At 61.8% G+C, this 26,062-nt stretch carries 19 protein-coding genes and 1 pseudogene; 14 read left to right on the plus strand and 6 right to left on the minus strand.

The genetic code is table 11. The annotated features are described in order from the left end of the window. Positions 1 to 178: 178 nt before the first annotated feature. The 7 genes from NKI50_RS03480 (at position 179) to NKI50_RS03510 (ending at position 14,163) form a co-directional block, all read left to right on the plus strand. Entirely contained in the window at positions 179 to 529 is a 351-nt protein-coding gene (locus NKI50_RS03480) for an ROK family protein (RefSeq protein WP_352715395.1), read from the plus strand. After that, entirely contained in the window at positions 432 to 665 is a 234-nt protein-coding gene (locus NKI50_RS03485; protein WP_352642732.1) for a hypothetical protein, read from the plus strand. Before NKI50_RS03480 ends, NKI50_RS03485 begins: the two co-directional genes overlap by 98 nt. Positions 666 to 922: 257 nt before the next feature. Next, positions 923 to 1,660 (plus strand): 4'-phosphopantetheinyl transferase family protein, encoded by a 738-nt coding sequence (locus NKI50_RS03490; RefSeq protein ID WP_352642734.1) that lies wholly within the window; start codon positions 923 to 925, stop codon positions 1,658 to 1,660. 272 nt (positions 1,661 to 1,932) lie between these two features. Further along, on the plus strand, positions 1,933 to 11,100 hold the full coding sequence (locus tag NKI50_RS03495) for an SDR family NAD(P)-dependent oxidoreductase (protein WP_352715398.1): 9,168 nt from the start codon (positions 1,933 to 1,935) through the stop codon (positions 11,098 to 11,100). 56 nt (positions 11,101 to 11,156) lie between these two features. Then, entirely contained in the window at positions 11,157 to 12,293 is a 1,137-nt protein-coding gene (locus NKI50_RS03500) for an efflux RND transporter periplasmic adaptor subunit (RefSeq protein ID WP_352642738.1), read from the plus strand. Beyond that, positions 12,290 to 13,438, plus strand: coding sequence for an ABC transporter permease (locus NKI50_RS03505; RefSeq protein ID WP_352642740.1), 1,149 nt, complete (start codon positions 12,290 to 12,292; stop codon positions 13,436 to 13,438). Before NKI50_RS03500 ends, NKI50_RS03505 begins: the two co-directional genes overlap by 4 nt. A 101-nt stretch (positions 13,439 to 13,539) precedes the next feature. Further along, positions 13,540 to 14,163, plus strand: a complete 624-nt coding sequence (locus NKI50_RS03510; RefSeq protein ID WP_352715402.1) for an ABC transporter ATP-binding protein — start codon at positions 13,540 to 13,542, stop codon at positions 14,161 to 14,163. Positions 14,164 to 14,279: 116 nt separating this feature from the next. On the opposite strand, the gene NKI50_RS03515 is transcribed toward NKI50_RS03510, so the two are convergent. Continuing rightward, complete coding sequence (locus NKI50_RS03515) at positions 14,280 to 15,239, minus strand: DMT family transporter (protein ID WP_352642768.1); 960 nt, start codon at positions 15,237 to 15,239, stop codon at positions 14,280 to 14,282. A 401-nt stretch (positions 15,240 to 15,640) separates the two neighbouring features. On the opposite strand from NKI50_RS03515, the gene NKI50_RS03520 reads away from it, so the two are divergent. The 4 genes from NKI50_RS03520 (at position 15,641) to NKI50_RS03535 (ending at position 18,636) form a co-directional block, all read left to right on the plus strand. Beyond that, a complete protein-coding gene (locus NKI50_RS03520) occupies positions 15,641 to 16,990 on the plus strand; it encodes a PQQ-dependent sugar dehydrogenase (RefSeq protein WP_352642744.1) in 1,350 nt (449 codons plus the stop codon). Positions 16,991 to 17,859: 869 nt separating this feature from the next. After that, on the plus strand, positions 17,860 to 18,045 hold the full coding sequence (locus NKI50_RS03525) for a hypothetical protein (RefSeq protein ID WP_023720306.1): 186 nt from the start codon (positions 17,860 to 17,862) through the stop codon (positions 18,043 to 18,045). A gap of 49 nt (positions 18,046 to 18,094) precedes the next feature. Continuing rightward, positions 18,095 to 18,346, plus strand: a complete 252-nt coding sequence (locus NKI50_RS03530; protein ID WP_352482027.1) for a hypothetical protein — start codon at positions 18,095 to 18,097, stop codon at positions 18,344 to 18,346. Further along, the gene (locus tag NKI50_RS03535; RefSeq protein WP_352482028.1) at positions 18,343 to 18,636 is read left to right on the plus strand and encodes a hypothetical protein; all 294 of its coding nucleotides are present in this window, start codon (positions 18,343 to 18,345) and stop codon (positions 18,634 to 18,636) included. Before NKI50_RS03530 ends, NKI50_RS03535 begins: the two co-directional genes overlap by 4 nt. Positions 18,637 to 18,713: 77 nt before the next feature. Here NKI50_RS03535 and NKI50_RS03540 read toward each other — a convergent pair whose 3' ends face one another. After that, positions 18,714 to 19,181, minus strand: coding sequence for a DUF995 domain-containing protein (locus NKI50_RS03540; protein ID WP_156948081.1), 468 nt, complete (start codon positions 19,179 to 19,181; stop codon positions 18,714 to 18,716). A 78-nt stretch (positions 19,182 to 19,259) separates the two neighbouring features. Between NKI50_RS03540 and NKI50_RS03545 the strand changes: the two are divergent. Both NKI50_RS03545 and NKI50_RS03550 read left to right on the plus strand, forming a co-directional pair. Continuing rightward, positions 19,260 to 19,433 (plus strand): annotated as a pseudogene (locus NKI50_RS03545) (recombinase zinc ribbon domain-containing protein); the annotation flags it as partial. A 61-nt stretch (positions 19,434 to 19,494) separates the two neighbouring features. Next, positions 19,495 to 19,956, plus strand: coding sequence for a hypothetical protein (locus NKI50_RS03550; RefSeq protein ID WP_023719289.1), 462 nt, complete (start codon positions 19,495 to 19,497; stop codon positions 19,954 to 19,956). Between the two features lie 45 nt (positions 19,957 to 20,001). Here NKI50_RS03550 and NKI50_RS03555 read toward each other — a convergent pair whose 3' ends face one another. The 4 genes from NKI50_RS03555 to NKI50_RS03570 all read right to left on the minus strand — a co-directional run bounded on the left by NKI50_RS03555 (position 20,002) and on the right by NKI50_RS03570 (position 25,450). Next, positions 20,002 to 20,160, minus strand: a complete 159-nt coding sequence (locus tag NKI50_RS03555) for a hypothetical protein (protein WP_352482029.1) — start codon at positions 20,158 to 20,160, stop codon at positions 20,002 to 20,004. Between the two features lie 143 nt (positions 20,161 to 20,303). Further along, positions 20,304 to 23,507, minus strand: a complete 3,204-nt coding sequence (locus NKI50_RS03560) for an efflux RND transporter permease subunit (protein WP_352591652.1) — start codon at positions 23,505 to 23,507, stop codon at positions 20,304 to 20,306. Further along, the gene (locus NKI50_RS03565) at positions 23,504 to 24,634 is read right to left on the minus strand and encodes an efflux RND transporter periplasmic adaptor subunit (RefSeq protein ID WP_352482102.1); all 1,131 of its coding nucleotides are present in this window, start codon (positions 24,632 to 24,634) and stop codon (positions 23,504 to 23,506) included. Before NKI50_RS03565 ends, NKI50_RS03560 begins: the two co-directional genes overlap by 4 nt. A gap of 324 nt (positions 24,635 to 24,958) precedes the next feature. Further along, positions 24,959 to 25,450, minus strand: coding sequence for a DUF1194 domain-containing protein (locus NKI50_RS03570; RefSeq protein WP_352642748.1), 492 nt, complete (start codon positions 25,448 to 25,450; stop codon positions 24,959 to 24,961). Positions 25,451 to 25,893: 443 nt separating this feature from the next. Between NKI50_RS03570 and NKI50_RS03575 the strand changes: the two genes are divergently transcribed. Next, entirely contained in the window at positions 25,894 to 26,058 is a 165-nt protein-coding gene (locus NKI50_RS03575) for a hypothetical protein (protein ID WP_023719283.1), read from the plus strand. Positions 26,059 to 26,062 lie beyond the last annotated feature (4 nt).

Below are 26,062 nucleotides of genomic sequence, written 5' to 3' on the forward strand. Positions count from 1 at the left end.
GCGAGTATCGTTCCGACCTTGTTTGGGCCGACCCTCGAACAGCCGATCTTCGCCGAAAATGAGAGCAACTGCTCGGCCATTGCGGAGTTGATGTGGGGGCGGCCGTCGGCCAAGACGACTTCGTGCTGTTCAAGGTCGATCTGGGCGTCGGCGGGCCATTGTCCAGCACGGCCGGCTGGTGAGCGGCATCGCCGGCGGCGCCGGCGAATTCGGGCACATCAGCATCGATCCCGGCGGTGACCTTTGCCGGTGCGGCAATCGCGGATGCCTGGAGCTCTATGCCAGCTTTGCCCGGCCGCTCGAGCAGATTTCGCGCATCGTGCGGCGGCCGGTCACGATGGACGACGTGATCATGATGGCCGAGCAGGGCGACGTAAGGGCGCTGCGGATGATCGAGGGACACCGCCGAGTTCGCCGGCCGTGGGCTCGGCTTGATCGGTTCGGTGCTCAATCCGCCGCTCATTATCATCGGCGGCCGCATGGCCTTGGCGGGCGACATTCTCCTCACGCCACTGATCGCGTCATATGAACGCCACACGCTCATCAAGTCCCGCGATGTGGCGCCCGCGCTGCGCACGCGGATAATCGTTGGCAAGCACACGGAGAACGATGCATTGCTCGGCGCGGTCGGCCTCGTGCTGCGCCACAACAGCCGACTGCGATGATCCGGCTTCGCATCGATCGGTGCTTTGAGACTCGTTGTTTCACATCGGTGCGCACCCGCAACACGGCCAAGTCCCTCCGGCCGTTGGACTGGTTCACTCTGGCGCGTTAGAGCGTGGCTGATGATGAGCGTGCCGAGAGGTGTTATAAGGGTCGCGTGCGTTTATGGTGTTAACGGGCAAGCTTGGGAGCGGTTGTCAATGCCATATTGCTGCAGCAGGCCAAGCCCCACCCCTCGCCCGGCCGAGAAAACTGCAAGATGAAGCAGAGCGGAGTTGTCTTGCCGCACGGTGGTGGGCGGGTGGTGCCGGCTCTCGGGATCGACGTCCATGTGTGGCGGGTCGCCCTCGATGCTCCCCTTTCGCAGTCGGACCTGGCCGTGCTCAATCCAGCTGAATTGACCAGGGGCGGCCGGTTTGTTTTCGAGCAGGATCAGCGGCGCCATCTGGCAGCTCATGCCGGCTTACGCGGGGTGCTGTCCATTTACACCGGTCGGGCGCCGGGAGAGCTCGATCTGCGGCAGACCCCGCAGGGAAAGCCGTTCCTTGCTGACGGGCGCCTCTCCTTCAATCTTTCGCATTCGGGGGAGCTTGCCCTTGTGGCCGTGGCTGCCGCCGGGCAAGTCGGCGTGGATGTCGAACGCGTCGCCTCGAGGAGCGGGGAGATGTCCATTGCCCGTTCTCTGTTCGCGCCTGGCGAGATCGCACAACTTGAGTCGCTGGCGCCAGAGGCCCGCCGCCTCATGTTCTGCCGGCTTTGGACTTGTCGCGAAGCCGCGCTCAAGGCTGTCGGCGTCGGCCTCTCCGGAGAGGGACTCGAGATAGGGATGGACGGGAGCGGCGAAGCCTATATCCTCTCGCCGCCGCTGGAATTGGTTGAACCCCTCAGGCTCATTGAGTTCCGCCCAAGCGGGCACCACGTGGCCGCTGTCGCCTGGAGTGCACGCGGTCCTCAGGCCGTCGCACGCCGCTTCGATTTCGACTTGGGATTGCCTTGACGCTCCGGAACCGGATCTCGGTGACCCCTGTTGTTGGCGACGAGGATCGAGCGGACGGGTCCTCTTCAAAAGCAATCAGATCGGCTTAATAACTAGTCAAATTAGCCTAAAAAGTAGTCAGATCGGCTTAAATGACACATTTTGCGACAAAAATGCCAGGCTGGTGAATTTTGCTCTTGGACCTTCCGTTGGGACATGCACTTAAATACGCCGTGACTTAAATGCGCCGGGGGTTGGGCAATCCACGGTGTATACTAGGCGGGGGTCTGGGCATGAACATTCATCGTGGGGGCGATGCCCCTCAGCAGGTCATTGAGTCAACACAGCCAATCGCAGTTATCGGGATTGGCTGTCGGTTCCCCGGAGGGATCCAGGACGCGGACTCGTATTGGAACTTTCTCCTGGAGAAGAACTGCGGCATCGTCGATATCCCGGCAGATCGCTGGAATGTCGATGCTTTCTATGATCCGGAGCCCGATGCCCGGGGAAAGATGCGGACGCGCTGGGGTGGTTTTCTTGCCAGCGACGTTTTCGGCTTCGACCCGAGTTTCTTCGACATGTCGCCCCGCGAGGTGACAACGATGGACCCGCAGCAGCGCCTGGCGTTGCAAGTGGCCTTCGAGGCCGTGCAGGATTCCGATCTCACATTGGCCGATCTGCGCCGTGGACGCACCGGCGTGTTCATCGGCATCTCGACCAACGATTTCGCGCAGAACCTGCGCCGCGGACGTGTTGGCGGCGGCGACATCTTTGCCGGCACCGGTTCGGCGTTCTCGATCGCGGCCAACCGAATATCCCACCGTTTCGATCTGAAGGGGCCGAGTATCGCCGTCGACACGGCGTGCTCGTCGGCGCTCGTTGCCATCGACCAGGCAGTGCGCCACCTGAGCACCGGCACCTGTGAAACGGCGCTCGCCGGCGGCGTCAACTGCATGCTCGATCCAGGGCCGTTCATCGCATTCTCCAGCGCCAACATGCTCTCGCCGACCGGCGGTATCTACACCTTCGACGAAAGGGCGGACGGGTTCGTGCGCGGCGAAGGCTGCGGGTTCGTGTTGCTGAAGCTTCTCGACCGGGCAATTGCCGACGGCGACCGGATCTATGGCGTGATCCGTCATTCGATGGTCAATCAGGACGGGTATACGCCGACCCTGACGTCTCCGAGCGGGGAAGCACAGCAAGCAATGCTGGAGGCGCTGGTGGAAGGCGCCTCCATCGATCCGGCCGATGTCGACTATGTCGAGGCCCATGGAACCGGCACGCCGGTCGGCGATCCAATCGAGGCGGCTGCTATCGGCCGCGTATTCGGGGTGAATTCACGCCCAAAACCGGCCTATGTCGGATCGTTCAAGCCCAATCTCGGCCACCTCGAATCGGCGTCCGGCATTGCGGGTTTCATCAAGACGGTGCTGACGGCGGGAAAGGGCATCGTGCTGCCGAACCGGAATTTCGAGCGCCCGAATCCGAGCATTCCGTTCGACGCGCTCAACATCGCTGTGGCAACGAAGCCGACGCCGATCGACCACCACGGCCGGCCGATCCTGGCCGTCGTCAACTCCTTCGGCTTTGGCGGTACCAATGCCTCCATCGCCGTGGAAGGATGGCGGGGGTTGTCCGCCAACGCCAACCGTGCGCCAAGGCCGGTGATAGCCGGCCATCCGATAGCCGTCCCGATCTCGGCCGGCAGCACGGCGGGACTGGAACTGTGGGCCGGCCGTCTAGCCGATGCGCTGGAGCAGGGAGGCTCCCTTGCGGAGACGCCGGTCGAAGACATCACCGCCCATTTGAGCAGCGCGCGCGATAACTTCGCCCAACGGGCTGCGCTCATCGTCGAGCCGGAGCGCGCCGCGCTCCAGACCCAACTGCGCGCATTGGCTAAGGGAGCCATCGAGCAAAGCGCGGAAGGGCCAACCATCATCACCGGCAGGGCATCCAACCGTCGGCTCGCCATCGCCTTCTCGGGCCAGGGCGGCCAGTGGTGGGCCATGGCGCGCCGCCTGTTGAAGGAAGACCGTGCGTTTCGCCGAACCGCCGAGATGTTCGACGAAGTGCTGCGTCCGATGGTCGGCTGGTCGACCGTCGAGGAGATGCTGCGGGACGAGAAAAAGACCCGCATCAACGATGCCGACGTCACCCAGGCATCCATCTTCACTACGCAGATATCCCTCTACGAACGCTGGATAAAGGCCGGCGTACGGCCTGAGCTTCTGATCGGCCACAGCTTCGGCGAGGTCGCGGCCACTTACGTTTCAGGTATCATCGATATCGAGACGGCGGCTCGCATCATCGCCAAACGCGGCCTCATACCGCTGAAGAGCGAGCGGCGCGGTGCAATGGCCACGATAGGGCTGACGGTTCAGCAACTCGAACCTTTGCTCCCCGGTGACGAAAGCGTCGTCATTGCCGCCTACAACGGCCCGATCGCGCAAACGATTTCCGGCATGGAGGACGCGGTGCTTGGCGTACTGGCCAAGGTCGCGGAAGCCTATCCCGATGCGACGGCCCGCCGGATGACCATGGATTTCGGATGGCACAGCGCGCATCTGGAAGACTGCAAGGAATGGTTCCTCGGCGAACTGGGTCCGGTCGGCTGGAAAGAAGGCCGTCTGCCGATCATCTCGACCGTCACCGGCATATTCGAGACGAAATTCGACGCCGACTACTGGTGGGCCAATTTGCGCCAACCCGTCAGCTTTACCAAGGCATTGGATTTCACCCTCGATTTCGGCATCAATACTTTCCTGGAAATCGGTCCGCACCGCACGCTAACGCCGCTCATCCGAGGCATCTCGCAGGAGCGCGGCGCAGACGCCGCCGCGGTGAACTCGCTCGATCGCAAAACTGACGATTTCTGGACGCTGGCGCGGGCCGAGGGCAGCCTGCATGTTGCCGGCGTCGAATTCGACCGGCCGAAATCGTCGAGTGGCCACGTGGCCGTTCCCAAGTTACCCTGGAACAACCAGCGCCTGCTGAATACATCCGAGGAAACCAAGAGCTTCCTGTTCGAGGCACCCCGGCACGCACTGCTTGGATGGCGCGACTTCACCGCGGGGCCGTCCTGGACGAACGAAATCACGCTTAGAGGCTTCAAATTCCTGGCTGACCATCGCGTCAGCGGCGATTGCCTGTTCCCGGCCGTCGGTTACATCGAAATCATGGGGGCCGCGCTGCGCGACCATTTCGGATCTGACTCCGTGGAGCTGCGTGATTTCAAACTGTACGAAGCGCTTTCCATCGCAGAGGACGACGTCATATTGTTTACGACGACGTTCGATCCGGTCGGTAGCAGGCTGCGCATCTCCACGCTCCATCGGGGTTCGGACGACGGCTGGAGGACTCGTGCCGAAGCTTATGGCTTCAGCCACAAATATGAACTTGCACCAGCTCCCGCCGACCTCCTGCTGGATCGCCCGAACCTTGTCGAAAAGACGGAATTCTACCGTCTCGCCGAACGGCACGGGCTTGAATACGGTCCCTATTTCCAGTCGGTGAACGCACTCGACATTGTCGGCGACCGCCTAGTTGCCAGGCTGTCGAGCAAGGACCCCAACTTGTCGAAGCAGTATTTCGCCTTCCCCGGATTGCTCGACGCGGTGCTCCAGGCCGGCATCGGCCTGGCTTCGCATCGAGACGGCGTGTGGGTTCCAGGTGAATCGCTGCCGCCGGCTAATGAAGACAAGGCCCAGTATCAGTTGCGCCTGCCAACCGGCGCGCGCAAGATCCTGCTGGGCGCTCCGATGACGCCCGAGGTGATCGTCGACATCCGGCCGGGTCTCGACCCGTACTCAATGCGGTTCAGCGTATTCTCGCCGGAAGGGCAGCCGCTCATCGTTCTCGACAACCTTCAGACAAAGGCGCTGGGCAAGGTCAGGGGCAGCAGGGCCAAGCAGGGTGCCGGCTCGGGCTCCAGTGTTTTTGAGGAGCATTTCGAGAAGCAGGAACCCAAACCCGCAGCGCCCTCATTGCGTTGCGCCCACTGGTTGGTGGTGGGTGATGGAACGCAGCGCCTCGAAACGACATTGGCTGAGTTGGTTAGCCGTGGAGCGACGGTCGAGGTCGCAAACCCGGCGCCGTTCCTGAACCTCGATGCGGATGAAGCGCTCGCCACGATCCGGGCATTCATGACCAAATCGGGTGGGAAAGGCGGCATCCTGTTCAGCGCCGCCGCCCCCGAAAAACTCGACGACAAAGCAGGCGGGGACGAGCTTCTCGCCAGGATCACGCCTATCGTCCACCAATTAATCACGCTTGGAAAAGTCATCGACCGGCTGCACAGTTCGTCCGAACCGCGGCCCGAACTGGTTGTCGTCACGTCCGGCAGCCGGCTTGTGCAAGGTGACCAGCCGATGAGCCTTTCAGGCCTGAGTGAGAGCGCCTTAATCGGCATTGCTCGCACAATGGCAAACGAGTTCAAAGGTTTGGGCATCCGTCTTATCGATGCGGATCCCACATCGCTGCACTCGGGGGTGAGCATTTCAGGTGCCGTGCTGGAGGAAACCGCAGAGACGGAATTCGTCCTGCGCGGCGCCGAACGCTACGTCCCGCGGTTGGAGCAACTGGCTTTGCACGAAGTGGCGCCGTTGCGGCGGACGCTGGAGACGGCGCGGGATTCTTCCAACTTCGCCGTCACCATGACGGGGCCCGGTACCATCGACAACATCGTACTGCGCGAAATCGCTGATCCCGAATTGGCTTCGGACGAGGTCATGGTCGAGGTCGCCGCGGTCGGACTGAACTTCCGCGACATTATGGCGGCCACCAGCATCTTGCCGGACGAGTTGGAGAGCGACGAGGCATATTGGCGCAATCTCGGGCTGGAGTTCGCCGGCACCGTCCGCAGGGTCGGCGAACGGGTGACCAACCTCAAGCCCGGCGATCGCATCATGGGTATGGGCAAGGGCTACCTCAGGCGCTTCGCCAAGCTCCGGGCGGATCTCGCCATGCGCGTACCCGACGGCATCGATCTGATCGAGGCCGCGACCCTCCCGACAGCGTTCCTTACCGCTCACTACGCACTCAAACATATCGGCCGATTGGCACAGGACGAAATCGCGCTGATCCATCTGGCTTCGGGTGGTGTCGGCCTCGCCGCCATCCAGGTCGCGCATGATGTGGGGGCTCGAGTCTTCGGCACTGCAGGTAGCGACACAAAACGCGCCTTCCTGAAGAAATGGGGCGTGGACGAGGTCATGAATTCGCGCGCTCTCGATTTCGCCGACGAGGTGCGGTCCCTGACGCGTGGCCGCGGCGTGGACGTGGTGCTGAACGCGCTGTCTGGCAACGGCATCGACAAGAGCCTGGAGTGCCTGGCGCCCTTCGGCCGGATGGTCGAAATCGGCAAGCGCGATCTCGCCGACGACAAGCCGATCGGGCTTCGCTCGCTTTATCGCAACAACGCCTATTCGGTCATCGACCTCTCGACGCTCCCCGTGGAGAGGGAGAGCCTCTTCAGGCAATTGCTGGCGGAGGTCGAGGCAAAGGTTGCCGCCGGCGTCTACAAGCCGCTGGAGGCGACTCGCTTCCCGGCATCGCGCACGGCGGAAGCCATGCGCATGCTTTCGCGAGCGCTGCACATCGGCAAGGTGATCGTCACTTTCGACGAACCTTCCGTGGACATCGAACTTGACCTCGGCGCACAGTTCGCCGTCTCCGCTCGGGCCTCCTACCTCGTCACGGGTGGGCTCAAAGGCTTTGGCGTTGCGATCGCCGATTGGCTCAGTCAGAAAGGCGCGGGGACTATCATCCTTGCCAATCGAAGCGGTGTTCCAGATGCCGAAGCGGCTGTGGCTATCGAGATCATGGAGCAACGCGGCACGCGCATCGTTCGCGCGGCGCTGGACGTGACCGATGCTACCGCCGTTGCCAGGCTGATCGGCGAATATGCTGGGGGTGACGCTCCTCTGCGCGGCATCGTGCATGGCGCCGCGGTGATCGAGGACGCTTTCGTCTCGCAGCTCGATGCAGGCAAGATCGACCGCGTGCTGAGGCCGAAGATAGCCGGCGGGTGGAACTTGCATGTCGCCGTCGTCGAACACGATATCCCACTGGATTTCTTCGTGAATTTCTCTTCGATCGCGCAGGTTATCGGTTCGTCTGGGCAGGCCAACTACACAGCGGCCAACTCTGTTTTGAACGCAATCGCTACGTACCGCAGGGGTCGCAACCTGGCCGGCTCGTCGACCGCTTGGGGCATGATCGCCGGCAGTGGATTCGTTGCCAGGTCGGAAGCAATGACCAACTATCTCGATAGTGTCGGCATCAAGCCGGTTCAGGATTCTGAAGCGGCGGCGGCCCTGTCCTATCTCGTGCGCGCCAGATCGGAGAATCTCGGCTTTGCCAATATCGACTGGGCTGCGATCGCGCGCACGAACCCCGGCGCAGCGACGAATCCGAGGATTTCGCCGCTGCTTGGAGACAGAACCGGAGGGCGCTCTCGCATTCAGGCCGAGCTTGCAGCCGCGCCACGCGAGGCGTGGGACGACCTGCTCGCCGACATGATCCGGCGCGAAGTGGCGAAAGTCCTCAAGGTCGAGGCAAGCGCCTTGGCGGATGACCGCAAGCTCAGTGAGCTAGGTCTCGACTCCCTCTCATCATTCGAGCTGAAAAACCGCGTCGAGGCTCAGGTCGAAGTCGACATCCCTGTCGCCAAGTTCCTGCAAGCGCCGACGATCGCGGGACTATCGCGCCTCGTCGCTTCCGCTTTCGAGGCGAAGCTGAAGGCGTCCGCCTTGCAGGTCCTGGCCGCACAATCGAGTTCCGATGGCGTTACAGCGCAGGAAGCCTTCCGGCCTCTGGGCCGCCAGGTCGATGCGATGATGCTGGATGGACGGCCGATGTCGTCGGCCGTCGCAAAGGCCGACAATCAGATCCTGGTCGAGACGAGTATTGAGCCCGGCGTGTCGCTGGCTGCGCTTGCGACAAGATTGGCGCGACTGGTCGAGAGACACGATGCGCTCCGGATGACGGGTGCGATATCGGCGTCCGGCGCCGTAGAGATCGGCTTCGAGGCTCAACCTATTGTTGAAGTGCTTTCGCCGGGCGGTCGTTTGGGCGATGTGGCACTGCCTGGTCCGCTATGGCGGATCGGCGCGTGGCAGCGGCAGGATGGCGGTCACGACCTGCAAATCCGGGCTCATCGCGCGGCTGCCGACATGTTGTCGGTTCACCTTTTGCTCGCGCAGCTTGTGCAAGACGAAGCGGAAGCGGTCGAAGCAGCGCCTAGTTTTGCCGACTATGCGCGCGCAGTTCATCCAGTGCCCGGATCGAGCGAGTATCGTCGCGATTTCGCCTACTGGAAGGAGATCCTTCACCACGCGCCTGCGATCACACCGATCCCCGGCCGCAGTCGTGCCTCGTCTCCCGCCGGTATGGGAACGAACAGGGGCCGTGTCGGGTTGCTGGAAATTACGCTTCCCGCAGCAGCATTCGCGTCGAGATCGGAGTTGCCGGCCGCGCGCTTTCTGACCGCCTATGCCAAGGCCTTGGCAAACCGCCTCTCGCTCCAATCAATCGTCGTCGACCGCTGGTATAGCGAGCGCGGGGAGGGAGCACCAAGCGGATTGATGGGCCCCTTGGATGGGTCCTATCCGATTGTCCTGCGAGCCATGAATGAACTCGGTTACGATCTGCTGAGGAAGGTCGAGCGTGCCGACGCAAACGGCCACGCGCATCGGTCAATGGATACGTCGTCCCTGGAACTGGCGCTCGAAGAGGATCTGCGCATCCGCCATGTTTCGCTGCGCCAATTCGGCTTCGCTTTTCTCGACGGCAGCCAAGTTACGGCGCTCGCCGCCTTGGACCATCCTCTCGATGCGATCCCCGCATCCGCGCACGAGATTCAATTGTCCGCAGCGGCAAGCGACGCCGGTGTTGTCTGCCGGCTGAGCGTGGATCTCGACGTCGTCGAAGAAGCAACAGCGCGGTTGCTACTCGATCAGTTTCTGGACGAGCTTTCCTCCGAGTTCGAAACGTCAGGCCGCCTGCTGCCCACCGCAACGGGCTGGAGGCTGCGCGAGTGGTCTGGTCAGCCGAGTGGAAGCCAGGACGTCGAGCGCTCGCCGCTCGACGGCGTGCCCAACGTCGAAAGAGAGATTGCTGTGACCAGCACACAACTGGGGTTACTGCGTTTCCAGGAACATCCAGACGCGACTTCGCATGCGCGTGCCGCATTCATTGTAAGCAAGGAGTTCAAGATCCGGCCGCAGATGGACGCCGATCGTCTCAGACGAGCGATCGAAACGGTCATGGCGCGCCACGAGGTGATGCGTACCCGGTTCTTCCGCAAGGGGGCTAGATACGGCGCGTATCTGGAAAGGACGCCGACCGATTTCTTCAGGGTCGAGCAAGTCGCCGACGAGGCCGAAGCGATGGAGCGCGCAACCGAACTCGCGCAGGAAGGCATAGATATCGAGGCGCCGATGTTCCGTGTCACGATCATCCGGTTCGGCTCCGAGAGCGACCTTATCGTCGCCAAGGCACATCATCTCGTCGTTGACGGCTATTCCCTCGGCCTCATCGTCGAGGAGACAGTCAAGGCTTATCTCGGGCTGCCTCTTGATCCAGTGGAAATGAGTATCGACCGGTTCATCCGGGATTTCGACCATGTCGGAAAACCCGGTTCGTTCGAGCGGCGCGACGCATTCCTGCGCAAGGTATTCGTCGAGCCCTTGCCGCAGGTTCCCAATCTCGGGCGCAAGGCGAAAGGCTGGCGGACGAATGTCAATCTGATCGATTGCAGCCTCAGCGAGGACGTGACGCTCTCGATAGCCAGCGACCAGCAGGATGCGCTGCGCAAGCGTGCCAGGGCAGCCGGCACGACGGAAACGGCCATGATCATCGCGGCCTTTGCGCAGACCATCGGGGCGCGCGGCGGCGTGGACGACATGGTGATGCAGGTTCCAGCAGCCTTGCGCCACGACCGGCGGCTGGAGAACTATGTCAATTTCGTCGCCTCGGACGTGCCCGTGCGCGTGCGGCTGTCGCGGTTCGAGACGATCGAAGCGTTAGCCGGTTCGCTCGGAGAAGGGATCGAAGAGGCTATCCATTTCGCGCCCTTCATGGATTCGAACTACTTCGGAGACGTGCATGACGATGTCGTAGCCATGGGGTCCTATACCTCCCTCTTCGTCGCCGGCACCCAAACAGTCGACAGATGGACACGCGCCACGCAGTCGGCCCCGCTTCAAAGGGCCCATGCCAGTGGCGAGCTTGATCTCGGCATGTTCAAAGTGACGCCCCTGCCTGACATGCGACGAGAAAAACCACGTACCAGCGAGATGGATCTGCGTACCTTTCCGACCGCGAACGGTCTCGGTCTGACCTTGATATTCGACCAATTAGGCTATGACCATGCGGAAGCAGAAGATATCCTAAGGGAAGTCATCGAACGGCTGTTGGCTGGGCAACCGGCGGTCGACGCCGCCGAGCAGGCGGCGATATAGCGATGCGTCGATCCAGGATCAGCGGGGCCGGTGGAAGCCGGTGCAGGTAAAGATACGTGATTCGCTTCATCTTAATTTTGTTTGCCGTTCTGGCGGCAGTCGGGCTCTTTTCTGGTTGGTATATCTGGCCTGCTCAGGTGGAGTCCTATGTCGCCCAGCGAAGGCTGATCGCGCGTGAAATCGCCGGACCCGGCCTCCTTGGTGCAACCAACCAGGTCATCGTGACGGCACGGATCCAGGCATTCCTGGCCGACGTTCGCGTCGACCGGAATGACGAGGTGAAGACCGGCGATATCCTCGCCACGCTAAACGCGACTGAAATCGAGTATCAGCTTGCCGCCGCGGTCGCCAACGACCGGGCTGCGGCGGAGAGCGTGCGCGAGGCCGAATTGGAGCGTGACCGGCTGGCTATCGCCGCCCGTACTGCAAAGGCAGATCTGGATCGCAGGAAGAGCCTGCTCGCCAGCAAATCGATTTCTCAGGCCGAGTTCGACCTCTTCGAAGGTACCCAGAAGCAAGCCGAGGCCGCATTGGCGCGAGCGACCGCTAGCATCGAGCGCGCAAAGGCCCAGGTCGCGGCCGCCTCCGCCGAGGTCGAGCAGATACGAAGCCGTTTCGGCGAAACCTCCATACGCTCGCCTGTCAACGGGGTGGTGGTTTCCCGCAGCCGCACGGTGGGGGACCTGCTTTCTCCGGGCGTCGAACTGATGCAGATTGTCGACCCGACGTCATTGCTGGTCATGGCACGCTTCGACGAATCCGCAATGGGGTCGCTTCGGCCGGGGCAAGTAGCCAAAGTCACCTTCTCATCGGATCCGCAACGACCCTACGCTGCTTCCATTGCGCGGATCGGCCGGCAGGTCGATCAAGAGACCCGCGAGTTTACGGTCGATCTTAAATTGCGTGAGGTGCCGGCGAACTGGGCTGTGGGTCAGCGTGCAAGCGTCACCATCCAAGCGGAATCGCCGTCACCAGGCATTGCGGTGCCACAGCGGTTCCTGGCGAGAAACCAGGGACGGGTGGGTCTATGGATTGCACATGACGGGCGGGCCTATTGGGCTCCTGTTTCACTGGGCTACTCCAGCGGCACCGATATCGAGATCACGCGCGGCCTAAAGGTAGGTGATGTCGTGCTCAGTCCGACAGGCCGCTTCCAGTACCAGGCGGTTAACCTCCAGGCATTGGGCAGGTGAATCTCGCGGTCAAAGATATCAGGCATAACCTGCTGAGGTTCATCCTGACCGTTTTCGGCGTCGGCCTGCTGATGGCGGCGACGATCGGCATGCTGGGCATGTATCGCGGCATCGTCTACGAAGCCTTGATCGTGATCGACGGCATTGGTGCCGACCTCTGGGTCGTCGAAGGGGGAAAGTCCGGACCGTTCGCCGAATCTTCCGCCGTTCCGGCCAATCTCGATCGCCGCGTGGCCGGTGTGGCCGGTGTGGCGGCAACGCGGCGGTTCATCCAATACAACCAGCAGTTCGAAATTGACGGGCTTCCGCTGCGCATGTCGGTCACTGGTGTGGACTATCCAAGCGACAGTGGCAGCTGGATACCGTTGATCGCCGGCCGGTACTTCCAATCAAATCGCTATGAGGCCATCGCCGACAAGACTCTCGGCCTGGTTGTGGGTGACGAGATCCGGCTTGGACGAGATAGCTATACGATTGTCGGCGTGTCGACCGGGCAGGTCGACATGGGTGGCGACGGATTGTTGTTCGTCACCATCCCGGACGCGCAGGTCATCAACCAACTGCTGCCCAGCGAGGCGATCCTCCTCAACCGTGCGGCCAAGGGCAAGACGCGCATGGGTCTCGGCGACGAGACCGGAAGTGTCGCTGCCGTCATCGTCGAAACTCTCCCGGGCGCGGACAAGGAGGTCGTGCGTGACTCGATCAAACGCTGGGGCGACGTCGAGGTCCTCACGCAGCAGGACCAGGAAACGCTTCTACTGGACGGCCGCCTCGGCAAGCTCCGCGTCCAGATCCTGGCTTTCACGACGATGACGCTGCTGATCTGCTGCGCCGTCATAGCACTGACCATCTATACGATGACGATCGAGAAGGTCGCGCAGATAGCACTTCTGAAGCTGATCGGCGCGCGTGACCGGGTGATCATCGGCATGATTGCGCAGCAGGCGGGGTTGATCGGCTTTTGCAGCCTCGTTCTGGCCATAGCCATCTCGTTTACGATCTATCCGAGGTTTCCAAGAACTGTGCTGATCACCGAATCCGATCTTAGCGTGTTGTCGTTCGTGCTGATGGCACTCAGCCTTGCGGCCAGCTGGTTTGCGATTCGTCGCGCGCTCGCGGTCCGTGCCCAGGAAGTGTTGGCCTGATGTCGAAGCGCCGCCTCGCCACGCTGGAGGTTCGGAACGCCAGCAAGGTCTACCAGAGCGGGGGCTCGCCGGTCACCGCGCTGGCGGCAGGTTCGCTGACCTTGAGCCCCGGCAGCGTTACCGGCATCGTCGGGCCCAGCGGCTCCGGCAAGACGACGCTGCTGATGATCGCCGGTCTGCTGGAGACACCGACCACGGGAGAGGTCCTGTTCGACGGCAAGGTGATTTCGCGTCCCGGTGCGAAGCTCAACGAGCTACGAGCCTTCAGGCGGAGCCATCTTGGGTTTGTGTTCCAGAAAGCGAACTTGATCCCCTTTCTCACGGCCGCCGAAAACATTGCCATCGCCATGCAGGTCAACGATGTCGGTCGCCAGCAGGCGCAGGCGCGAGCCAGCCGGCTTCTCGCCGCATTGGGCATTGAACATCGCGGCTCCAATTATCCTTCCCAACTTTCCGGCGGCGAGCAGCAGCGCGTTTCAATCGCCAGGGCCTTGGCAAACGATCCCACCGTTATTCTGGCCGACGAACCTACCGCCGCACTGGATGGTACACGGGCGGAGATGGTGATGAAGGTTTTCAGGCATCTGGCGGACAGCCGCAATGTCGCGATCTGCGTTGTGACTCACGATACGCGCTGGAAAACTTATTTCGATTCGATGCTCGAGCTCGAGGATGGGCGGGAACGAGCGCCGTCTCCCTTTGGCTTGATGGCTGAACGGCATTAATCAACGGGCGGCGTGGGCCAAGGCGCGGTACAGAGCCGGCTTCAATGATCCGGCTTCGCTTCGGGTGGTGCTTTGATTCTACGAATTGCTGGCCGAAGCGACGGTGCTGAGGTTCGCTATGCGACACGCACCGTGCGCTGCCTCGGCTTGATCGCGGTGGCGAGCAGCAGGCCGGCGACGATGAAGGCGGCGCCGGCGAGATCGTAGTCGTGCAGGCTTTCGCCAAGGAACAGATAAGCGAGCACGGCGACGAAGGCGGTCTGCAGATAGAGCAGCATGCTGGCGCGCCCGGCGCCAAGCGTCTCGACGCTGCGGTTGTAGAGATAGTACATCAGAGCGCCGCCCGGGCCAGCAACATAGGCGAGGGCCAGAAGGCCGTTCGCATGCAGCGCCGAACGATCCCCGGAAAACAGTTCCCAAAGATAGAGAGGCAGTGCGGCCAGCGCGCCGGCTCCCAGCAGCAGGACCACCATCGGCAGAAGCTCGATGCCGAATTTCGCGCGACGCAGCAGCACGGTGTAGAGGCCCCAGCAAAGCGCGCTGCCGACGATCCACAACTCGCCGGGATTGAACCGTAGCTGCATCAGCGCGGCAAGGTCGCCGCGCGCCACGATCACCACCATCCCGGCCAGAGCGACCAGCGCTCCAAGCGCTTTCCAGACACCGAGGGGCTCGCCGAGCACGAGGCGGGCAAGCACCATGGTCATGATCGGCGACAGCGCCATGATGATGCCGGCGGTGGTCGCGTTGGTGTAGTTGAGGCCCGTGTAGATCATGCCCTGACACAAGGTCAGCCCGATGGCGCCGATGACCAGCACCTCGATCACCCGGGATTGGATCAGCACGAGCATCGCCCCGTGATGACGATGGACGATAGGCAGCAGGATCGCGCAGGCGAGCGCCAGCCGCCAGAAGCAGAGCGCCCAAGGCGGCATCTCGGGGGCAACCCACTTGGCGGCGATATAGACGCCGGCCGACAGGAGCCAGCAGAGCGTCGCGAGGGAATAGGCGAGCGGAAGTGAAGCGTCGGGTGTCGCCTTCGCTACACTTGGCTGTGCTATCGGCAGCGATTGGATGTCCGTCTCCTCCCACCGCAGACTTTAGCAGATTTGCAGCGTCTTGCTAAGCAGCAACAACAGCTGTTTCACCAGCTAGTGCAATCGGTGGGTCATTGTGGGTCTCGCCGTTCACGGTCTCGTTCCATTCGAACGCATGTTGGCCCGTGAGCAACTCGATACCGAAAAGCGCAAGCCGTATCGATTTCGCGCGACACGAATCTGAGATTCATATCGCGCGACAGATATTCGCGCGGTTGCCACAATCTTCTCGCGCCATATTTCTGCCGAGAGCAGATCTGTCGCGAATTCCTGGCCCTCGGATCACGAGCGCCGCTGTTTTTTCGGAGCAATTGGAAGAATAAGCCACTGACTTGCGTTTGCACAAAGAGCGCGACACAAATCCATGCGGAGGACGTCCGATGCATGCCGGCTTCCAAGGAAGCGTACTCGTAGCGGTGTTGGGCGCCGTCATGGCAAGCTGCGCTGGCATTCCGGCGCAAAAAACCGGGGCAATAACCGGCTATGGCCCCAACCCCACTTTACCGAAACCAAGACCGACGCTGATCCCGACTGTTAACATCGCCGAGGCGACAGGCTGGCAGAAAGGAGGTATGCCGACCCCGGCGAAGGGGCTGACAGTGAACGCCTTCGCCACCGGCCTCGACCATCCGCGCTGGCTGCATGTGCTTCCGAACGGCGACGTTCTGGTTGCTGAAACCAATGCCCCTGCCAAGCATGACGAAGGCTTTAGTCTTAGAAAGGTCTTCATGGACCTGGCTATGAAGCGGGCTGGCGCCGCGACCAAAAGCGCCAACCGCATCACGCTGCTGCGCGACACCGATGGCGACGGCATTGCGGATGTGCGCACGACGTTCGCGGAAGGCCTCAATTCGCCCTTCGGCATGACGCTGTCCAAAGGCAAGCTCTTTGTCGCGAATACCGACGCGCTCGTCGCTTTCCCCTACTCCAATGGCCAGACGCGAGTCAGCACGTCGCCGGAAAAGATCATCGACTTGCCGGCCGGGGACCTCAACCATCATTGGACCAAGGACGTGATCGCAAGTCCGGATGGACGCAAGCTCTATGTCACCGTTGGTTCCAACAGCAACGTTGGAGAAAACGGCATAGCCGCGGAGAAGAACCGCGCCGCTGTCCTTGAAGTGGATCGGTCGACCCGCCGCACGCGGGTCTTCGCCTCGGGCCTGCGCAACCCGAACGGGCTCTCCTGGAATCCTGGAACTGGCGAGCTTTGGGTCGCCGTGAACGAGCGTGACGAGATCGGCGACGACCTCGTGCCGGATTACATGACCTCGGTTCGTGACGGCGCTTTCTACGGCTGGCCCTACAGCTACTACGGACAGAACGTCGACGAACGCGCCAAGCCGAAGCGCCCCGATCTCGTGGCGACAGCGATCAAGCCCGATTACGCCCTGGGTTCCCATACCGCCTCGCTGGGACTGACCTTCTCCAAAGGCGCCCGGCTCGGTCCGACCTACGGCAACGGCGCCTTCGTCGGCCAGCACGGCTCGTGGAATAGAAGCGTGCACAGCGGCTACAAGGTGATCTTCGTGCCGTTCCATGGTGGCAAACCGAGCGGTCCTCCGAAAGATGTGCTCACTGGCTTCATCGGGCGTAATGGCGAGGCGATGGGCCGTCCGGTCGGCGTTGCTATCGATCAGACTGGCGCACTGCTCGTCGCCGACGACGTCGGTAACGTCATCTGGCGGGTCCGCCGGGCGAATGGCCGTTGTGCGCAGGTGTCTTTCTGATTCCGACCTCGCCAGCCTTCGGCTACAGCGCCACGCCCGATATGGCTGCATTCGGCTACGATCTCGATGCATATGGCAGGCTGAATTTTGGTAGCGGGAGACCGCTACATCACGACACCCACCATCGAAGAGGCGTTCTTCTGCTATCGGAGGCACGCGGCGTAGCTGCAAACTACGAATCTGGGGTCAGGAGTTCGAATCTCTCCGGGCACGCCAACATTTCAATGACTTAGAAGGACATCGCAGACTAGAGAGAGAAATTAGTCTGCGATTTAGTCTGCGGAGTTCATCGTCTTTCTCTGGTCTCGACATGTGAACGACGGAGAGTTCCTAGCCAAGGGTCCAGTCGCTATCCTGATGCGCTCACCTCTCGACGTGAACGGTGCGCTGAGGCTTCTAACCAGGATTACACCTGCCGTAGCAGTAGGGAAGCTGAACGTCCGAAGTTGGCGCAATCGCGCAGTTCCCGAAACGAAAAGTCTGACCCGCAGACGACGAACGTCTGCCGCGACGTCAATGTCGGCTTTGCGGGGGCCTCGCCCTACGCCGGAATCCGTTTCGGCAACAAGGCACGAGCCCGGGATCCCAAACAACAACTGCAGAGGAGAGCGCTTTGATCCGGCGTTGCGTACAGGATCGAATGACGCAACGGATCGACAGCCGCACACTTGTGCCAGGAAGCGGATCGCCAGATTTGGCTCGAGAGCAGGCATTTCGGACTTTTGGGATAAGTCCGGTTCGGGGCATAGTTCATGCCGATGCTCGCGGGGCGCTTGAAGGTCTGGCTCTGACCTTCCGAGCCACGGAGCCGCAACTCCACTTTCGGCTACAGAACTGCTGGCCAACTCCAAGTTCAGATTCTGCCCAAAATGAGCGCCGCCAAGGAGAAGATGACCTTCGCCGATCTGGAGCCGCTGATCTGTGACGCGGACAACGTGGCCGACGTCTTGCTGACCATGCTGGAGGTCTTTTCCACAGTACCTGACGGGAATTTCGTTCTGACCCAAGCGAGGGGGAGCGCCTTTTCTTCATTGCCACCATTGCAGAGCAGATGACGCGGAAGGTTAAGAACGCCTACTACGAAACCCTCGGGGGCGCCGCCTCATGACCGCGCCTTCAGATGACCTCGACGACCTGCAATTCGATACTGGGAACCTGCACCACTTGCTCGAAGTGCTCTATGGCCAGACCATGGAACAGGAGTTCGAGCGCGACGGGAAGAGGGTCGCTTTGGCGGACCAAATAAGCGCGCTGGCCATGATCGCCCGCGACCTCGCCGAACGTCTGAACGAAGCGGCTGGAGCGTGTATCGACAACGCGATGGCCGACGCCAAGGCCAGAAAGGCGGCATCATGAGCGCCGTCCCGACCGTCGAACCGTTCTGCGTCTCTGACACGTTCGTCACTGGTGCCGGCCCACTCCAATTTATGGGCGACAATCTCAGGCTGACGCTGCATGTCCTGCAGCGCTCGACTTATGACGGCGGCACAGAAAATGCCGTGGTATCAAAGATTGTTGGAAGTCGCACCGATATGCTGAAAATCGCCGCCGCCATTCTCAGTGCTTGCAACTCCCGGTCAACGCCAGCGGACAGAGCGGTGGAAAACTTCATGGAGTTCCTTGAAGGGCCCGCTGGGCGCCACTGAACCGGCACCCAGACGGAACTGCTAAGCCGCCGCCTCACGGCGGCGGGCTTTTTCCTTGCGTGTTCCTGTCGCTTTTGTCACTCCCCGCCTGCAGCAGCGTATTTTTTCGCCACTAAATCTCCGTCCTTAAGCTTCTTAACGGTAGTGGTAACATACCCGCTCTTTAGATCCGGCTTTGATCCATCATAGTGGACAGACCAAAGGTCATATATCCTTTTTCCAGAACGCCAAAATTTGTTGCAGTCCCTGTAGATTTTTGGATCCCCCTTTGGCTTATTCTTGGCGCACATCTCATTACCACTTACGCTCCAAGTGCCCTTAAAAGTTGCCGTTACCTTAGGTTTGCCAAAGATTCCTTTGGTTGTGCCGTCAGATGCATAGTAAATGCTAGAGACGTCATAAATACCGGTCTTGCCTGAATATATCGCCTTGACCTCGGCTGCGGTTAATTCGACCGCGTCCTTCGGCAGCTTGCCGGCCCATGCGGACGCACACACAAAACTAGTCAAAGCGCCGCCTAACAGAAAAATTGCAAATGCACGCATAAAGACTCCCTCTCTTTGCCCAAGCAATGACTAATTTAGCATTTCCTCAGAGGAGAATCGAGGCAGGAAATCGCCGACGTGAGGCACTTGCGCTGGCACACCCCGCTGCGCTGCGGCGCCTGCGGGTCGGGCATGTCGGTCAAGGACAGGATGGGTCGCCTGACGCGCATCATGTGCACGCGCGCCAAGGAATCGCGCTCATGCACCAATGTCAGGCCCTATGCGCTCGATCATATCGAAGCGACGGTCATCGACGGGTTGCGCGCCAGGTTGAACGACAAGGCGCTGATCGACCACTATGTCGCTGCCTACAATGACGAGCATCAAAAGCTCTATTCGGGGCAGGGCGCCTCGCGAAAAGGCCGCCCAGCGGCTCGACGCCGCCAGGCGCGAATACGACCGCGTGCTGAACGCCTATGTCAAAGGCATGATTTCGGAAGCCGAAGCCGAGCAGCGCTTGCCAGTGCTACGCGAGGAGCGCCAGCACCTCGAGGCCGAGCTCGCCGTGCTGCCGCAGCCGCCGAAGGTCGTGACGCTGAAGCCGGCGCTTGTCGCCCGCTACATCCGCGATCTGGAAGCGCTCGCCGCCGCGATCGGAGAGAATGGCTTCGTCTCGGAAGAAGCCAAGAAGATCGTCCGCGACGTCGTGTCGACCGTGACAGTCTACCCGCCGAAGGCAGGCGAGCAGCCGTCGATCCTGATTGATGGATACCTGTCAAACATGGTCGACCAAGGCCTTGGCCACCTCGTCTCCGTTCGGGGGGAGCGATGGTAGCGGGAGAGCGCTACCGCCTTTCCCCAGACCCTATAATTTACCAGTTCAGGCTTCGTTGCTGCGGTTGAGTAGAGCCGTCTGCTGGGAATCAAATTCGGGGGTCAGCAGTCTAATCTCTTCGGTCGTGCCAGATATCTTAAACGAATCAAAATCCAGCGCTTTGGTCCGGTGTTGAAAGGCAGCTTCGCGCCTGATTTCGGTCATAGAGATCAGCTTCGCCGCGTCCTGAAAGCAGACATCGCAAGCGAGGACTCCGGAGGTCGCGGTTGTCGCGCAGATCGTGGCCGTTACCGCGCCGCCGATTTTCTGGAGTGATAAGCCGCGCCCGACGCGGCGAATTCGTAACCCTACTCGGCGGCCGTCTCCGATGGCGCCTCTGCCGGCCCCGAAGGCTCGGCCTCGGCACGGGGCTTGCGCCGTGAAAACAGCGACCTGAGCGTGACGTAGAACACCGGCGTCAGGAACAGGCCGACGAAGGTGACGCCGAGCATGCCGGAGAACACCGCGGTGCCCAGCGACTGGCGCATTTCTGCGCCCGGGCCCGTTGCGATCATCAGCGGCACGACGCCGAGGATGAACGAGAAAGCGGTCATCAGGATCGGCCGCAGCCTGAGCCGGCAGGCTTCGACGGCAGCCTCGGCGGCCGACAGGCCGCGTTCCTGCGCCTGGCGCGCGAATTCGACGATCAGGATCGCGTTCTTGGCGGCAAGCCCTATCAGCACGATGAGGCCGATCTGCACGAGGATGTTGTTGTCCAGCCCTCGGAAAGACACGCCGAGCAACGCCGCGAGCACGCCGAGCGGCACCACCAGCACAATGGCGAACGGCAGCACCCAGCTTTCATATTGCGCCGCCAGCGCCAGGAACACGAACAGCACCGACAGTCCGAAGATATAGACAGCGGCATTGCCGGTGTTGCGCTCCTGATAGGCGAGCTCGGTCCATTCATAGGAGGTACCGGCCGGCAGCGTCTTTGCCGTGATCCCTTCCATCAATGCCAGCGCGTCGCCCGTGGAAACGCCGGGCGCGGCGTTGCCCTGCAGCGGCACCGAGACGTACATGTTGTAGCGCTGGACCAGCGCCGGGCCGGTGACGTCGCGGATCTCGATCAACGTGCCGAGCGGAACCAGCGCGCCGGTCGCCGAGCGCACCTTCAGTTTCAAGATGTCGGCGCGATCGAGGCGGAACGCCTGGTCGGCCTGCGCCCGCACCTGGTAGACGCGCCCGAAAGCGTTGAAGTCGTTGACGTAGGCGGTGCCCAAATTGATCGACAGCGTCTCGAAGATGTTGGGGATCGGCACGTTCAGGATGCGCGCCTTGTCGCGATCGATCGCCAGGAAGAATTGCGGGCTCGACGCGGAGAACGTGGTGAACACGCCCGTCAGCCCCGGCGTCTTGTTGGCCATGCCGGCGATTTCGTTGGCAAGCGCCAGGATCTGCCGCATGTCGGCGCTGTTGCGCTCCTGGATCTGCAGCTTGAAGCCGCCGGCATTGCCGACGCCGCGGATCGGCGGCGGCGGCAGTGCGATAATGAAGGCTTCCTTGATGCTTTGCAGGCTGCCGAACAGATTGCCGATGACCTGGGTCGCCGACTGGCCGGCTTTCAGTCGCTCGTCAAACGGCTTGAACCTGGCGAAGATCACGCCCGCGTTGCTGGCGTTGGTGAAGGTCGCGCCGGAGAAGCCGGCGAAGGCGACTGCGTAGTCGACGCCTGGCGTTTTCTGGATGATCTGCGACGCCTGCTGGATGACCGCATCGGTCCTCGACAGCGAGGCGCCGTCCGGCAACTGGACGACGACGATCGCATAGCCCTGGTCGAGCGACGGAATGAAACCGCGCGGCACCGCCTGCACCATGTAGACCGTGGCGTAGATGAGGGCCGCGAAAACGGTCAGCATGGCGGCGATCGTTATCCACGACCCGACTAGCACGCGGATGATGCTCGAATACCAGTGGGCGACCCTGTCGAAGCCGCGATTGAAGCCGTCGGCGAGCGCCCGTCCGAACCGCGCCAGGAAAAAGCGCGGCGGCGCCGCCGCAGCGTGATGCGGCTTGAACAGCAGTGCCGCCAGCGCCGGCGAAAGCGTCAGCGAATTGAATGCCGAGATCGCCGTCGACACCGCGATGGTGATCGCAAACTGCAGGTAGAACTGCCCAGAAATGCCGGGGATGAAGGCTGTCGGTACGAACACGGCTATCAGCACCAGCGAGATCGCGATGACCGCCGTTCCGACTTCGTCCATGGTCAGGTGCGACGCCGGATTGGGCGCCAGCCCTCTGGCGATATTGCGCTCGACGTTCTCGACCACGACGATCGCATCGTCGACGACGATGCCGATCGCCAGAACGAGGCCGAACAGCGTCAGCATGTTGAGCGAGAAGCCGGCGGCGTAAAGCACCGCCAGCGTGCCGATCAGCGACACGGGGATCGCCACGATCGGCACGATCGCCATGCGCCACGATTGCAGGAAGACGATGATGACGATGATGACCAGCAGCATCGCCTCGAGGATTGTCTTGTATACCTCCTGGATCGACTCGGCGACGAACTCGGTCGGATTGTAGACGATGTCGTAGCTCAACCCCTTCGGGAAGTCGCGGGAAAGCTCCTTCATCTTGTCCTGGATCTCCGCGGCTGCGGCGAGCGCATTGGTGCTCGGCCGCTGGAAGATGGCGAGCGCCACGGCCGGTTTGCCGTTGAGATAGGAGTTGGTGACGTAATCCTTGGCGCCGAGCTCGATGCGCGCCACGTCCTGCAGCGAGATCAGACGGCCGTCGTCGGTCGATTTGACGATCACGTATCGGAAGTCGCGTGCGTCGTTGAAGCGGCCTTGCGTGGTGACCGTGTACTGGAACGCCGTGCCGGTGCTGGTCGGCGGCGCGCCGATCGAGCCACCCGACACCTGGACGTTCTGGTCGCGCAGCGCCTGCACCACATCGCCCGAGGTCATCCCCAGGGCGGACAGTTTTTCCGGATCGAGCCAGATGCGCAGCGAATATTCGCGTTCGCCGAAGATGATGAGGTCGCCGACGCCGTCGAGTCTGAGCAGTATGTCGCGCACCCGCGAGCGGGCGTAGTTCGAGACGTAGAGCTGGTCGTAGGTATTGTCGGGCGACAGCATGTGCACGACCATCATCAGGTCGGGCGAGGTCTTGGTGGTGGTGATGCCGAGGCGGCGGACTTCTTCGGGCAGGCGCGGCTCGGCGACCGACACGCGGTTCTGCACCAGCACCTGCGCCTGGTCGAGATCGGTGCCCAGCTTGAAGGTGATGGTCAGCGCCATCGCCCCGTCGCCCGATGAATAGGACGACATGTAGAGCATGCCCTCGACGCCGTTGATCTCCTGCTCGATCGGCGTTGCCACCGTCGCTGCGACCGTCTCGGCGTCGGCGCCCGGATACTGCGCGCGAACGACGATGGTCGGCGGCGCGATCTCGGGATATTGCGCGACCGGGAGCTGGGTATAAGCAATCCCGCCGAGGATCAGCAGGACGATCGAAACGACCGATGCGAAGATCGGACGGTCGACGAAGAAATGTGCGAACCTCATTGCTGCAACTCGGCGGTCTCGGCCTTGGGCGGCAACGTCACCATCTCGACCTTCACCTTGGTGCCGGGCCTGGCGTGCATCAGCCCGTTGACGATGATCGTCTCGTCGCCGGTCAGGCCCGCGCGGATCACCCGGTAGCCGTCGAGAAGCGGGCCGGTGCGCACAGGCTTGGCCGACACCATCCCGGCCTCATCCACCAGGAACACGATGCGGCGATCCTGATCGGCGCCGATCGCCTTGTCGGGCACCAGCACGCCGCTATGCGGCAGCGACCCCGGCACGTTGATGCGCCCAAACATGCCTGGCTGGAGAATGCCGTCGGCGTTGGGAAAACTTGCACGCACCCGCATGGTGCCGGTCGCGTTGTCGATCCGGTTCTCGGCAAAATCGAGCTTGCCTTTGAATACCGCCTCCGCGCGGTCGGCGACGCGAACCACCACCTCGAGCCCGCCGGCGCCTTCCTGCATGCTGCCGCCACGCTCCTTCGCGTCGCGGGCGTAGCTGAAATACAGGCGCTCATCGACGTCGAAATAGAAGTCGATCGGATCGCGCGTAACGATGGTCGTCAGCAAGGTGGAATCCGGCTGCACGAGGTTGCCGACCGACACCAGCCGGCGGTCGATGCGGCCGGACAAGGGCGCCTTGATCTCGGTGAATTCCATGTTCAGGCTGGCCGTCGTCAGCGCAGCCGTCGCGCCCTGCATCTGCGCCTGCGCCGAAAGGTATTCCCGCCGGCGGTCGTCGACCGTCGCGGTTGAGATATTGCCGGTCTTGGCGAGTTCGTCGGCGCGATCCAGCTGCATCTTGGAGAATTCGAGCAGACTCTTGGCGACGTCCACTTGCGATTTGGCGGCATCATAAGCCGCCTGGTACGGACGCTGGTCGATGGTGAAGAGCAGGTCGCCCTTGTTGACCAGTGCGCCGTCCTGGAAGCTGACCTTGTCCAGATAGCCGCTGACGCGCGAACGGATGGCGACCTGGTCGACGGCTTCGAAGCGCCCGACGAACTCGTCGTCCTCGACGATTTCACGGACCACCGGCTTGGCCGCCGTCACCGCGGGAAGCTGCTGGTCCTGCGCAAACGCAGTGCTGCTGAAAGCCATGCCGAGCAGGAATGCCGTCGACATGGCGGCGCGGGCAAGCCAGCCGGCCGATCGACGGGGTCGCCCGCCCGCGTCGCGATGCAATTGCCCATTCTCTGGGGTGTCCATTTGCGTCCTCGCTCGCTGGACCGGAGGTCGGTTGATCCGCTTCTACGCTCAGGCTTCTCGTCGAGATCAGAGCACTGCAGTGTTGTGCATGGCAACATGATCATTTTCGATGTGGGCTGAAATGTCCACCCTGTGGCTGCCCCGCCACCGGGCTAAAAGTCAGTCGCGAATTAAGGGATTCAGGATTCCTTTGATGGACGGCCTATGATTCATATTGGTCGAAGGAGACCGATATGGGCATTACCACGCCGGCCGGATTCTAATGGACTGCAACACTTCGGCATCGAGCAGTGCGTTGACATATCCCTCCCGCTGCAGCCGTTGTTCCGTCTCGCTCGTTGAAGACGATACATCGACACAAAGAACCAGTTCGAGATCCACCGAGGAAACCTGCTCCGCCGTGGCCGACAGCGACGTTGTCAGGCTCACCGCCACAGCGAATAGCACGCCTCGTGCCCGTTCGGGTTTTCTCCGACCAGCGAAGCGTGGAATGAAGGACATCATCTCGGCGCGTCCATCCGGTTGGTCAAACGGGAGGATGCTGCGGCGGCAATTGCACGCGGCGTCAGCCGCGAAACCGCGCGCACCCAACTCGGCGACGGAAATGAAAAACCCGCCAAGGGGCGGGTCTAAATTACGTTTATGGTAGCGAGAGCCCGTTTTGCTGCTTCCCCCCCGAATGTTCCAATACCATTCGGCTGGCAGGACTCGGTCAGGAAGTAAGACCTCCATGCGCCTTCAGAATCCTGGCTTCTTGCAGCAGCGATGCACGATCGGTGCCAACCATGTCGATCAGGTCTCGAGCAAATCAGTTATGTGCGCGGCCGTCTCAACATCGTGCCGATGCGGAGGCGGACATGAGCGTGGCCCTACTGATGCCGCGCGAGCCGGTCCATGGGTGCGTTTGCTTCGGCCAACCTAGCCAGCGCTTGCTCGACTTTTTGAGCCGAGGCGTCTGTGCGCTGGATATGCCTCACCATTTCCCGCCTCAGCTGCGCGAGCCTTGCTGCGCGAAATACGTCGCCGTATCTCGCAGTTTCAAGGTGGAGGGTCGCGAGCCTCATGGGCGACGATTCCAATTATCTCGCAGTAGAATTCGCGGAGCCGACTTTCGTTCCGATGTCCGACCTTACGCTCGCAAAGGGCTGGCCGGAAGGCCGGGACGAGATCGTCCGATGATGCTGCTCAGTCGACCTGCTCAATCTCCGGACCTGGTTCAGTCGGCAGACCTGCCCGCAAAAGGCAAAGACAAACCTTCCGACCAGTGGAAGACCGTGACGCGGGAACGTGTCGAGCGGCTCGTCAACGCCTATCGCTCGGCAGAAAAGTCAGGCAACTAGAAAG

Origin of the sequence: Mesorhizobium sp. M0563, from assembly GCF_040321065.1 — a bacterium.
Taxonomy (GTDB): Bacteria; Pseudomonadota; Alphaproteobacteria; order Rhizobiales; family Rhizobiaceae; genus Mesorhizobium.